At 41.8% G+C, this 13,164-nt stretch carries 9 protein-coding genes; 7 read left to right on the top strand and 2 right to left on the bottom strand.

Annotated features, from left to right (window positions below; translation table 11 throughout):
• The first annotated feature begins 6 nt into the window (after positions 1-6).
• The 3 genes from K348_RS0112540 to K348_RS0112530 all read left to right on the top strand — a co-directional run bounded on the left by K348_RS0112540 (position 7) and on the right by K348_RS0112530 (position 5,823).
• Positions 7-1,008 carry a DUF4973 domain-containing protein gene (locus K348_RS0112540; protein ID WP_029905289.1) on the top strand — a complete coding sequence of 334 codons (1,002 nt, stop codon included), beginning with the start codon at positions 7-9 and terminating at the stop codon, positions 1,006-1,008.
• Between the two features lie 84 nt (positions 1,009-1,092).
• Positions 1,093-2,358 (top strand): Gfo/Idh/MocA family oxidoreductase, encoded by a 1,266-nt coding sequence (locus K348_RS0112535; RefSeq protein ID WP_029905288.1) that lies wholly within the window; start codon positions 1,093-1,095, stop codon positions 2,356-2,358.
• Positions 2,359-2,400: 42 nt separating this feature from the next.
• The gene (locus K348_RS0112530) at positions 2,401-5,823 is read left to right on the top strand and encodes a DUF1080 domain-containing protein (protein ID WP_029905287.1); all 3,423 of its coding nucleotides are present in this window, start codon (positions 2,401-2,403) and stop codon (positions 5,821-5,823) included.
• 85 nt (positions 5,824-5,908) lie between these two features.
• Here K348_RS0112530 and K348_RS0112525 read toward each other — a convergent pair whose 3' ends face one another.
• Positions 5,909-6,619 carry an SOS response-associated peptidase gene (locus tag K348_RS0112525; protein WP_029905286.1) on the bottom strand — a complete coding sequence of 237 codons (711 nt, stop codon included), beginning with the start codon at positions 6,617-6,619 and terminating at the stop codon, positions 5,909-5,911.
• A 393-nt stretch (positions 6,620-7,012) separates the two neighbouring features.
• Here K348_RS0112525 and K348_RS18815 point away from each other — a divergent pair, with 393 nt between their 5' ends.
• Positions 7,013-8,560 carry a hypothetical protein gene (locus K348_RS18815; protein ID WP_051697838.1) on the top strand — a complete coding sequence of 516 codons (1,548 nt, stop codon included), beginning with the start codon at positions 7,013-7,015 and terminating at the stop codon, positions 8,558-8,560.
• A gap of 4 nt (positions 8,561-8,564) precedes the next feature.
• Here the strand turns inward: K348_RS18815 and K348_RS0112510 are convergent, their stop codons facing one another.
• Positions 8,565-9,470: a nucleotidyltransferase gene (locus tag K348_RS0112510; protein ID WP_029905285.1), complete on the bottom strand. Its 906-nt coding sequence runs from the start codon at positions 9,468-9,470 to the stop codon at positions 8,565-8,567.
• A gap of 496 nt (positions 9,471-9,966) precedes the next feature.
• Here K348_RS0112510 and K348_RS0112505 point away from each other — a divergent pair, with 496 nt between their 5' ends.
• From K348_RS0112505 to uxuA, 3 genes are all read left to right on the top strand, one after another.
• The gene (locus K348_RS0112505) at positions 9,967-11,046 is read left to right on the top strand and encodes a substrate-binding domain-containing protein (RefSeq protein WP_029905284.1); all 1,080 of its coding nucleotides are present in this window, start codon (positions 9,967-9,969) and stop codon (positions 11,044-11,046) included.
• Positions 11,047-11,048: 2 nt separating this feature from the next.
• Positions 11,049-11,864, top strand: a complete 816-nt coding sequence (locus K348_RS0112500; protein WP_029905283.1) for an SDR family oxidoreductase — start codon at positions 11,049-11,051, stop codon at positions 11,862-11,864.
• 81 nt (positions 11,865-11,945) lie between these two features.
• Positions 11,946-13,118 carry a mannonate dehydratase gene (uxuA, locus tag K348_RS0112495; RefSeq protein ID WP_029905282.1) on the top strand — a complete coding sequence of 391 codons (1,173 nt, stop codon included), beginning with the start codon at positions 11,946-11,948 and terminating at the stop codon, positions 13,116-13,118.
• The last annotated feature ends 46 nt before the right edge of the window (positions 13,119-13,164 follow it).

The following is a 13,164-nucleotide window of genomic DNA, read 5'->3' as shown; positions in this document are numbered from 1 at the left end:
AATAAGATGAAAAAATTATATATTTATATAGTACTGTTAAGTGCATTATTCGCATTTCATTCCTGCAATGATGATGTGGACGACGAATTATACACCCAAATGGTCGGACTGAAAGCCCCTATCCACGGCGATGGCGTCTCAAATGTATACTTACGCTATAAGCCCGAAGGTATTGTTTCATATAATCTGCCTGTAGTAATTAGCGGAACCCAAAAGAATAAAAAAGATCTGGAAATTAAAATCGGAGTTGACAATGATACATTGCCTATTCTGAATCAGGAGAATTTCGCCAATCGTACAGACCTGTATTACAGGCAACTGGATGAAAAACATTTTAGTTTTCCTTCGCCTGTATGTAAAATGCCCTCAGGTTCAAGTATAGAAAATTATGTAATAGATTTTAATTTGGGCGACCTCGATATGGTAGATAAATGGGTATTGCCTTTAACCATACAGGACGACCCGTCTTATATCTCTAATATGCGAAAGGGATGGAGAAAAGCATTGCTTTACATCCGGCCTTTCAATGATTACTCCGGAAATTATTCGGCTACCAATATGTTTGTATACTACGCTGATGAAACAAATTTCTATATCACGATGAACACTCGTCAGGCGAATGTAGTAAGTGATAATACAGTTTTTTTCTATGTCGGTGTTACCGAAGAACTGGATAAAAACAGAGGCATATACAAAATACTGGCCACATTTGAAAATGGGAAAAAAGATGACAAAGGCGTGGTAAAAGGAAATTTAACCGTGAGAGCTGAAAACAGTGCAATCGGCTTCAAACTGATTGGTCAACCAACCTATGAAATACGGGAAGAAAAAGATGCTGTTATACCATATTTGTTGAACCGCTATATTACACTAAATATGGAATACAGATATAATGACATTACAAAAGTAGAGGGAGATGTTTTGCCATACAGGGCTAAAGGATCGATGGTTTATCACCGCAAAATAAATACGTTGATTCCGGATGAAGATCAGGCAATTGTCTGGTAAAACATGAAGGTGGAAGGTGCTGTATAATTTTACAGCACCTTCTCAATATACAGCTAATAAAGACTATATAAACAGGATTTACATATGAAAAACAATATGGACAGAAGGAAATTTCTGAAGAGATCGATAATCGGGGCTACCGCCCTTACGATCATCCCCCGCCATGTCATGGGCAACGGGTTCATACCGCCCAGCGACCAGCTGACAAAAGGCATCATCGGTACAGGCGGCATGGGACGCGGACACCTAAATTATGCAGGAACCCGCCTTGTAGCAGTCTGCGATGTGGATAAGAAGCATCTCGAACTGGGCAGGCAGCTTGTCTCCGAACGTATTGCGGCTTATCATGACTTCCGCGAACTGATACTGGACAAAAACGTGGATATCGTGCATATTGCCACTCCGCCGCACTGGCACGGAATCATGTCCGTAGAAGCGGCTAAGGCGGGCAAGGATATATGGTGTGAGAAACCGATGACACGTACCATCGGTGAGGGTAAAAGAGTGATGGAAGCGGTAAAGCAGTACGGGGTCAAGTTCCGCCTGAATACATGGTTCCGATTCGCTGACAGCTTCTACGGGCTGGGTACGCCTGTGCGACCTCTCAAGAAACTGGTACAGAGCGGAATGCTCGGATGGCCGCTGAAGGTTACTATAAGCAAGCATACGGGCTTCGACTGGAAGTTTTTCTGGGTGGGGAAGGAAAACCTAGCACCGGAAACGGTACCGGCGGAACTGGATTATGATATGTGGCTCGGGCCTGCGCCTTACAAGCCTTACAACAGCCACCGCGTACACCAGACGTTCCGGGGATACTGGGATTACGACGGCGGTGGTTTAGGGGATATGGGGCAGCATTATATAGACCCTGTACAGTATCTGTTGGGGAAAGACAATACCAGCCCTGTGAAGGTGGAGGTGGATGCTCCGCAGCAGCATCCGGATGCGATCGGCACATGGCGTTCGATTACATATACTTATGACGACGGGTGCCAGATCGTCCTCTGGGGAGGTGACTACGGCAATCCGGATACGCCGTATATATCGGGACCGAACGGCAATGTATACAAGAACTTCGTCTGTGATATCCCGGACTGGGAAAAGAAGCTGGCTGCTTATCCGGAACCGGAGGAGCAGGTGACTGACTTTATCGAGAGTGTGAAGACGCGCAAGCCTTTTGCACTGAACGAGCAGAACGGCTTCCGTTCGTCTACTATTGTCAACATGGGAGTGGTAGCCCTCAGGCTGAACCGTACCTTGCATTTTGATCCTGTCAAACTGGAGTTTAAGAACGATGAGGCGGCAAACAGGTTGTTGGACCAGCCGATCAGAAGCCCGTGGAATATTTAACCTGTTTACTGATTTGAAATGAATAAGATAATACAAGCAAGCATGAAAAAAATATATATACTGTCGGCTGTACTGATGTGTTGCTCACTGGTATACGGGCAGTTCCCGGCCAACAGGACGGCTAAGACCATTGTAGCGGATGTGCTGGCACAGATGCCCGCCCAGCAGCCCCAACAATACAACAACCAGATGAAGGACCTTGCCTCTACAGGGGAGGAAGGGGTATTGCAGCTGGTAAAGATGATGAACCTGCAGGATGGTAATGCGGCGGTGGAGTATGCTTTGAGCGGGCTGTCGCACTATGTATCGGCGGAAGGTATGGAAGGGCAGAGGCTGGTAACGGCTAATGCTTATATCAAGGCCCTGGATATGGTCAGCGACCGGGAGGTGAAAGCTTTTATTATACGTCAACTGGAGGTTATGGGAAAAGGGGAAGCGGTGGAGAAGCTTTCGTCTTTTCTGGATAACGAATCATTGGGCGGACCTGCGGCGGCGGCCTTGTCGGCTATCGATACGCCGGAATCGAGAAAGGCGTTGTTGTATGCTTTGAATGCAGCGACAAGTGACAAGACTGCGCAGCCTGTTATACTGGCTATGGCCAAGCTTAAAATGAGTGAGGCGGAGAATGCATTGATTCTGTTGGCGGATTCGCCGGATGCCAATAAGAGGAAAGTGGTATTGTATGCTCTCAGTCAGCTGGGTTCCAAGTTGTCTTTACCTGTCTTGGCTGAGGCGGCTGAAAGGGATAATTACTCCATGCTCAAAGAGGGTGGCAATGAGGCGTATATCGCACTTATCAAAAGGCTCTTAGTTCAGGGTGAGGTAAAGGAGGCGGAAAAGGCGGCTAACAGCCTGATGAAGAAAGCGCAGAAAGCAGGACAAACCCAGACTCGTGAGGCGGCCCTCGAAATAATGATGAAGGCTAAACCGGAGAGTGCAGGCAAATTACTACAGAATGCCCTCAAGGATAACAGCCGCAATTACAGAATGGCGGCGCTGATATTGGCTTCTGAGTATGCGAACGGGAAAATGTATGCGGAGATAGTCAAAAATCTCAAAAAACAAAAACCGGAAGTGCAAGTAGATATAATGAACTGGCTGAATATAGAGTGTGGAAATGAATTGAAAAGAAAAGCCATAAAAGATTTGGGTGCAAATGTATTTACCAGCAAATTAACCTCTACTAATTTTGATGTAAAGAAATCTGCTGTAGAAATAATCGCTAAAATCGGTAGTGAAGAAGCGATCATTTCCCTAGTCAATCTGCTGAAAAGTGAAGACAATCAGACTGTAGCATTAGCAGAAAAATTGCTGTACTCTGTTTCGGGGGATATATGTTCACACATTGCGACGATAATACCGGCAGCAACCGATGACGGAAAAATCGCCGCCCTAAAACTATTGGCAAGTCGAAAGTCAACTGATTATGCGGATAGTGTTTTGGAACAAATAAATAATAGTTCACCAGAAGTTAAGACTACAGCATATAAGGCACTAAAAGATGTAGTATCAACTGGTAATTTACCTACTCTATACAGCTTACTGGAAAATACACCTGCCGATGCAGTGACTTTTGTACAACAAGCTATAAGGAATGTACTAAAAGATATTCCGGCCGGGAAAAGACTGGAAACAATAACCGCTCAAATGAATAAGGTACAGAAAAATAAGCAATACCTGTATTATCCAATACTGACATCGACAGGCGATGCAACTGCTTTAAATATTATTTCCGAAAGGTTTTCCATAGAGAGCGGAACGGCTAAAGATGGAGCTTTTCAGGCATTATTAGGCTGGAACAGTTTACAGGTTGCCGATGAGTTATACACCATATGTATCAATCCTTCGGCTTCTACCTATTTTAATCGCGCCTTAGAAAGGTATATCCAGTTGATTTCCAATTCGGATATGACAGGAGAAAACAAGCGACTGTTCCTCACTAAAGCTATGGACATAGCCAAGACCGATGAGCAGAAGAATCAAATCCTTAGTCAACTAGGAAGAACCAATTCTTATCTCGCCATGTTACTTGCCGGACAATATCTGGATCAAAAAGCAGTACAGCAATCCGCTGCCCATACAGTAATGAATATCGCACTGAATAATAAAGACTTTACAGGGAAGAATGTAGAGAAATTATTGAATAAAGTAGCAGAAGTTCTCGATAACCCTGATGCCGGATATCAGAAGGAAGCCATCCGTAAGCATTTGGGTGAAATGCCGAAAGAAGAAGGATTTATATCCCTGTTTAATGGGAAAGACCTTAGCGGATGGAAAGGTCTCGTAGAAAACCCGATTGCACGTATGAAAATGAAACCAATCGAACTGGCTAAACAGCAAACTGCTGCCGATAAGATTGCAATAGATCATTGGAATGCAGAAAAGGGCACACTTGTATTCGACGGTACGGGAGGCAATAACCTATGTACTGAAAAGCAATACGGTGACTTTGAGATGTATATCGACTGGAAACTTGATCCTGCAGGAAAAGAAGCTGATGCCGGTATCTATCTGCGCGGTACGCCTCAGGTACAGATATGGGATATTTCCCGTAAAGATGTAGGCGCAGAAGTCGGTTCGGGTGGTTTGTACAATAACCAATCCAACCCATCGAAACCATTAAAGGTTGCCGACAATAAGCTGGGAGAATGGAATACATTCTATATCAAAATGGTTGGTGACCGTGTAACCGTAAAGCTTAACGGGGAACTGGTTGTAGATAATGTTATACTAGAAAACTACTGGGATCGCTCGCAACCGATATTCCCTATAGAACAGATCGAATTGCAGGCACATGGAAGTAAGGTATATTACCGCAATATTTTCGTGAAAGAACTGGAAAGCTTCAAACCATTCCAATTATCGGCTCAGGAAGAGAAAGAAAGCTTTAAAATCCTGTTCGATGGAACAAATATGCATAGTTGGACGGGGAATACGGTCGATTATGCCATTGAAGACGGTTGTATCTCTTTAAACCCGAAAGGCGGTCATGGAGGTAATCTTTACACTAAGGATGAGTTCTCAGATTTTACTTTCCGCTTCGAATTTCAACTGACTCCTGCGGCCAATAATGGCGTAGGAATTCGCACTCCTATGGGTGTGGATGCTGCATATGACGGTATGGAAATACAGATTCTCGATCATGACCATCCGGTTTATAAGGATATAACGCCGCTACAGGCACATGGCTCCGTATATGGTATTATAGGAGCAAAAAGAGGCTTCTTAAAACCTGTCGGAGAATGGAACGAAGAAGAGATTACTGCAAATGGAGATCATATCAAAGTAACTCTCAATGGAACGGTTATACTGGATGGAAATATAAGAGAGGCAACTAAAAACGGAACAGCGGACGGACAGCAGCATCCGGGCTTGTTCAATAAAAAAGGATATATCGGATTTCTGGGGCACGGCTCCCCTCTAAAATTCAGGAATATAAGAATCAAAGAGTTAAACAGTAGATAATAAAAGTGGGTGTAAATAACCTCTCCTGAATGTTTTTTTCGGGGGAGGTTATTTTTTATCTGTTTTAATACACTTACATAATTCCTTATTGCCTTTCTATTACCCTTTCATCCCTAGTATCTAACTTCAGAAAATCCCTTCTAACAGCATGCGCATCCATTAAAGAAGCATCATAAGGTTTCATAAGCTCAATAATACCTTCTCTATTCAACGAGGAATCGATCCATTGTTTTTCATCCATAGGAGATAATATAACGGGCATCCGGTTCGGATTCTTACCGCCGTTATGTATTTCAGCAGTAAAGGAATTGGCCTCGGTCGTTATTATGGAAAAGGTGTTGATTATATCTCCGTTTGCAGGATTTTTCCAACTGTCGTATATTCCTGCTATGGAGAATATCTCTGTATTTTTCAGATATATAAAATACGGAGTTGTAGAACTATCGGCATTATGATGATATTCGAAATAGCCTGTAGACGGTACAAGACACCGTTTCGATCTTATCGGTTCCCTGAAAGACGGCTTCTCGAATATCGACTCCGATCGTGCATTGTAAGTCATTGCACGTATCTTGTCGGCATCCTGCGGAGTCCGCTCCCAATGTGGTATTAGCCCCCAATTAAAGGCGTGCAATTCCTCACTGTTTGTCACTACATAACACAAAGGATTAGTAAAAGCGTTTATCTGATAATGCTCGTTTAAGATATCTTGATACGATTCTAGAATATCCGTTTTCAGTCCGTACCGCGAAGCAAGTGTTTGAGCATTTTTATTCATGGAGATGTAAAAGCACATATAATTACCTTTAAATAATATATTGTAGAACAAACTGAAAATCAATCGGGTTCACTTATTTACAACTAATTATAAAATGACGTCAAAGATAAGGATATTTATTTTATTTCAAGTTCCAAGCTGCTATAATTTACAATACTTCTAAATAGAATATCTGCACATCCGGTCATTATTCGGAGTTTTTTTCTTAATTTTGTATAGCCAAAATGGAGATAAAACGATATCATTTATTTAATATTCCAAATAGAAACTTAAATGTGACCTGTAATAATTACTTATAGGTGACGTATTTATTCGTCCTACTACACAGGACAGTATACAAACAATAATAAAGTTCGGAGACAATAATGATAAACATCAGTTTGTCATTGGATCTACAAGTATTACAAACACATGAAACAGCGATCATTAACATTATCACTGATGTTGTCTTTTGCTATAAATGCAATGACGCAAGTGACCATTGGTTCAGGGTATGAGCCAGAAAAAGATACACTTCTCGACTTAAAGGAAAATGCCGACGGAACTTCCACAAAAGGCATGTTATTACCGCGCGTTGCTTTGGCGCATACAAACAGTGCAGCTCCTTTGACAAAGCATACACCCGGTATGGTTCTATATAATACGTCCACTACCGGTAATGTAACCCCCGGTTATTATTACAATGATGGCACGAAATGGGTTCGGACGGAAGCCATAGAACCATGGATGGTGAGCGGAACCGATGATAAGGCGACTTCCAACAGTCAAAATATTTACCAGATGGGGAATGTAGGTATAGGCACCCGAAATCCACAATCGGTATTCCATGTAGACGGAGCCAAAGACAATGAAGAAAACGCTACAGAGGCTCAACAAGCCAACGATTTCATTATCACCCCCAACGGTAATGTCGGAATCGGGACAACATCCCCGCATGCATCCGCTGCTTTGGAAGTAAAAGCATCTGACAAAGGATTTCTAGGCCCTAAAGTAGCACTTCAGAGTGCTACGGATGTAACAACAATACCCGATCCTGCCGTTGGCTTACTGGTCTATAATCTCGGCACCGCAGCTTTAAAAACGGAAGGCTATCTTTATTGGAACGGATCAGAATGGCTGCAATTCGCCAGCGGAACCAGTAAAGATCCTCATATTACAAGTTTGGATTGTGCCAATGCAAGAATCAACCCTATATCATACAAAGCCGGGACGCCTTACAACGGAGTTTTAATTGTGCCATATACAGGAGGGAACGGCGGGTACTACCCTGCCGGCACGCCAATATCTTCGAGGGGTGTAACAGGTCTGACGGCAACATTACAGCCTGGAAGATTGGAATATGGTAATGGAGAGTTAGTTTTTACCCTATCAGGAACACCTTCTGCCTCAAGTCCTGAATTGTCGGAATTCGAAATCAAATTCTTAGATCAAATATGTACAGCCAAGGTAGGGGCTAATTCGATGTGGCAAGGTCAGCAAACATTCTGGCACGGATCGATGCGTGCTAATGTTTCCGGAGATAACAATCTCGCCAGTCATCTTATAAGCGATATGCCCATAGTGGAAGACGTTTTCAGAATGGATGCCTATTTCAGAAGTGCTTCGAATGGAGAAGTAGGTGTTGTCACTCTCGATCCCCGCATGTACAATATAACTTCCAAGCCAATAAAAATATGGGCAAGTTCCATGTCTTCCCAGGAAGGGTTCGGTTATTCAAACATTACTATACCTGCGGGAGGATATATCCAATTTGATAATGGAGTGTACCTGAGCCAGGGTAATTATTACAATAATACAACACCGAGAGTCAATCACGGACAAGAAACCGTTACTATCGACTTATTCTATAATGGAAAATGGTTTCGCCTGTATTATACAATCTGGGTGGATAATAAAGGAACATATGATGATACCGACAATACACGTGAATTATATCTTTCGGTACAAAGGCTGTATTGATATATCAATTGAACAGCCTTTCAGGATATATCTTTTGATCAATTAAGTCCTGTATCTTCAGTACTGCCTCCGGCCTGTCTTTAGCGTAAGTTATCCCGAACCATACGGAAGGTGTATTTATAAGTTTTACTTTAATTTCTCCTTGTTCAATAAGATCATTAACAAGTGTGGGGATTAAAAATTCTGCTTTGTTATTATCCTTATTATCCTCAAGAAACTGAGTAAAACTCTTTTCCGACAAATCGAAATAATCGGGTGTAAAACCCCACATATTCATTGACACAGGGGTTGTATCCGTAAGTTTCTTCCATGTGCCGTCATCTTCTTTATAGCACGGCACACCGTCTATACGTTCTATCTGGGTACGTTCCACCACTTTAGTCAGATAGTTTTCTTCATCAATCTGGCAAACGCCACGTGCAACCGTACCACTGTCCGATAAAGTATTACCCAGCAAATAACCTATCATACAGTAATTACGGCTCTTATCTGCCATCATTTTCAATTGTCCGGCCAATATCTGAAAACTCTCACGGCCGTAGAAATCATCAGCATTGATGATTCCAAAAGGTTCATTGATTACTCCTTTACCCATCAGCAACGCATGGTTCGTACCCCATGGCTTTTCCCTTTCATGATTGAGTTTAAAACCTTCCGGCAGATAATCCAGTTCCTGAAAAACTACTTCTACTTCTATCCTGCCCTGATACTTCGAAATCACTTTTTCCCTGAATTCTTTTTCAAAAGAATGTCTGATAACAAATACAATTTTGCCAAAGCCGGACTTTATAGCATCATATACTGAATAGTCCATAATAGTCTCACCATTCGGCCCAAGTCCGTCGAGCTGTTTTAGTCCTCCGTAACGGCTTCCCATTCCGGCAGCCAAAATAAATAATGTCGGTTTCATATTTTAATATTCTAATTTTTCAAGTCTTATTGTAAATATCGCATTGTAAACAGAAATTCCAATTTTTACAAAGTTAGATAATCTTCCTGTTTCACCCTAATGATCATCGGATATGTAGGTGATGCAGTCCTGCTATTCAAAACAAATAATTATCCAAAGTTGTTTTCATGTAATTCGGTTGACCTAAATCATAAAAAGTAACATAAGTAACACTATTTTCAATTTTTTACATAGTAAATCATACTATTCTAATTCCGGATAGTTTTATCCTAAATAGAGATAATTTAATATCTTCTTAATAAAAGATTCATTATATATCAAAAACATGCCCTAAAACATATTTTCTATAATATTGAATTAATAAGTTGATTAAATGACAATTAAATTCCAGAATACAAAACAATGTGTACGCACACACATTGTTTTATAAATAAATAATTGTACATTTGCATCAACCGTGTGTGCGCACACAAATCTAATAATTTAATAAGCCCACATGAAAAAAGAGAATGCCAATATACGAATAATCGATATAGCCAGGTTAGCAGGGGTTTCGACTGGAACGGTCGATCGCGTATTGCATCAGAGAGGACGGGTATCGCCTGAGAAAAAGGCTAAAGTGGAAAAGATACTCAAAGAACTGAATTACGAACCCAATATGGTTGCCCGTTTTCTGGCGTCGAAGCGCAGCTATAAATTTGCAGTAATTGCCCCGACATATTCGGAAGGAGATTACTGGGAACTGGTGTGTGAGGGTATAAATAAGGCTGAAGATGAAATGAGGAAATTCAACATCAGTGTCGAATATCTGCTTTTCAATCAGTATGACCGCTTTTCATTCCTGAAAGCAGTCGATGAGTTTAAACAAAAAGAATATGACGGTGTACTGCTCGCAACTCTTTTCGGAGAACTTGTGATCAACCTCTCGAAAGAGTTGGATGAGAAAGAAATGCCTTATATATATATCGACTCGGATATACATAAACAAAAAGACCTTGCATATTTCGGCGGGGACTCTTTAGGCAGCGGAAATATAGCAGCAAAGCTATTATTGAAAGAAATAGGCCTGGAGGCGGACATTTTTATTGCCCATGTACGGTTCAAATACAAAGAAATATCGGTACAGATGAAAACCCGCGAAAAAGGCTTTCTGAAGTGCCTTGCCGAAAGTAATTATAAAGGTAAAATTCATCACTTAGAGATAAATCCCGACGATTATACCGGAAGCCTGCCTGCACTTCGGAAGATAGTAAACGAAAACAAAGGCTTGGTTGGAGGAATCGTGCTCAACTCCCGCATATATGAACTGGTGAATATGCTGGATAAAATGGAGGAAACTTTAAAAGAAAGAATACGCCTGATAGGGCATGATGCTATCGACCGGAACGTAAAAGCACTCAAAGACGGGAAAATATCTTTTATACTTTCTCAACGCCCCGAATTACAGGGTTATGATGCGATAAAAGCTTTTTCCAATTATTTCCTGTTTAAACAAGTGCCCCAAAAGACAAATTTTATGCCGATAGACATTCTTATTAAAGAAAACATAGATTACTATAACAATTATAAACTATAGATATGAAAAACACCTTATTCAACATCGACGGAAAAGTAGTCCTTATTACCGGAGGATATGGAATTCTGGGCTCGCAAATGTCGGAATATCTGGCATCGGAAGGTGCTAAAGTCGTTATTTTGGGACGTTCTCAGGAAAAAGGAGAAGCTCTTGCAAACAAAATCAGGGCCAAAGGGCATGAAGCCATGTTCCTTATTTCGGATGCACTTAACGAAGAGAATCTCGAACAGAATAAAGCCGATATTCTGAAAGCTTATGGCAAGATAGATGTCCTTATCAATGCCGCTGGAGGAAATATACCGGGTGCAACCATTCCACCCGACAAAACCATTTTCGATGTAAATACAGAGGCTCTGAAAAATGTTATTGACCTCAACCTTTTCGGAACCATCACCCCTACCCTTGTTTTTGCTAAAGCAATGGTAGACGGAGGAAAGGGAAATATTATAAACATAGCTTCCATGTCATCGTTCCGTCCGCTCACCCGTGTTATGGGTTACGGGATGGCAAAAGCTGCCGTTGCCAATTTTACCGAATATATGGCGGGAGAATTATCAACCAAATTCGGCGATAACTTCCGCGTAAATGCTATTGCTCCGGGATTTTTCATTACCGATCAAAACCGGAACCTTATGCTTAATCCGGACGGCTCTTATACCGAACGTGCAAAATCTGTAATCGCGCATACACCTTTCCGTCGTTTTGGCAGATCGGAAGAGCTTTTGGGCGCTATCCATTATCTGGTGAGTGATGCTTCCAGTTTTACCAATGGATCAATACTAGTTGTAGACGGGGGATTTAACAGCTATTCCATCTAAATAATTAGCAAATTAGTATATTCGGAAATTAAATAAGAATTTGCTAATTGGCACATTTACTAATTTACAAATTTTCTATATATGATACTCAGTGAACAAACATGGCGTTGGTACGGGCCGAATGATCCCGTAGCATTAGCCGATATAAAACAAGCCGGAGCAACCGGAATAGTTACAGCCCTGCACCACATCAAAAACGGTGAAGTATGGACTGTCGAAGAAATACAAAAACGTAAAGAAATCATAGAAAAAGCAGGTCTGACATGGTCGGTCGTGGAAAGCATTCCGGTACACGAATACATCAAGACACAGGAAGGAAATTACAAAGAGTATATCGAAAATTATAAAGAGAGCATCCGCAATCTGGCGAAATGCGGTGTGATGATTGTCACATACAATTTCATGCCTGTACTGGACTGGACACGTACCGACCTTGCTTATACCATGCTAGACGGTTCAAAAGCCTTACGCTTCGAACGTGCAGCATTTATGGCTTTCGAACTGTTTATCCTGAAACGTCCGGGAGCGGAAAATGAGTATTCTTCCGAAGATATCGCGAAAGCTAAAGCTCGATATGAGAGTATGACACAGGAAGACAAAGACCTACTCATCAGAAACATGATTGCAGGATTACCCGGAGCAGAAGAGAGCTTTACGCTACAAGAATTTCAGGCACAACTGGACAGATATAAGAATATCGATGCCGAAACATTAAGAAAAAACCTGATATATTTTGTCAGCGAAATAGCCCCCGTAGCCGACGAAGTCGGAGTTAAATTAGCTATTCATCCCGATGATCCTCCATATCCCATACTCGGCTTACCACGAATATTAAGCAAAGAATCAGACTTCGAAAAACTGGTTGCCGCCGTGCCGAATGCTTCAAACGGACTATGTTTTTGTACCGGCTCATTTGGTGTGCGCGCCGACAATGACCTGCCGAATATGATAAAGCGACAAGGCGACAGGGTGAACTTTGTTCATCTTCGCTCTACACAACGCGATGCCGAAGGCAATTTTTATGAGGCTAATCACTTGGAAGGCGATGTTGATATGTACGGCGTAATGAAAGGATTACTGGAAATACAGCAAAAACGGAATATCTCTATCCCATTCCGTCCCGACCACGGCCACCAGATGATTGATGACCTCAATAAAAAGACGAATCCCGGTTACTCTTGTATCGGCCGCCTAAGAGGATTGGCAGAACTCAGAGGATTGGAGCTCGGTATAGCAAAGACATTATATAAATAAATTCAGCCGATAGCAATTAGCTGTCAGCCATTAGCAGACAATTCTG

It is taken from the genome of Prevotella sp. 10(H), assembly GCF_000711235.1.
Taxonomy (GTDB): domain Bacteria; phylum Bacteroidota; class Bacteroidia; order Bacteroidales; family Dysgonomonadaceae; genus Dysgonomonas.
The sequence above is the reverse complement of the archived record's forward strand: the minus strand, read 5'-3'. Positions and strand labels throughout refer to the sequence as shown.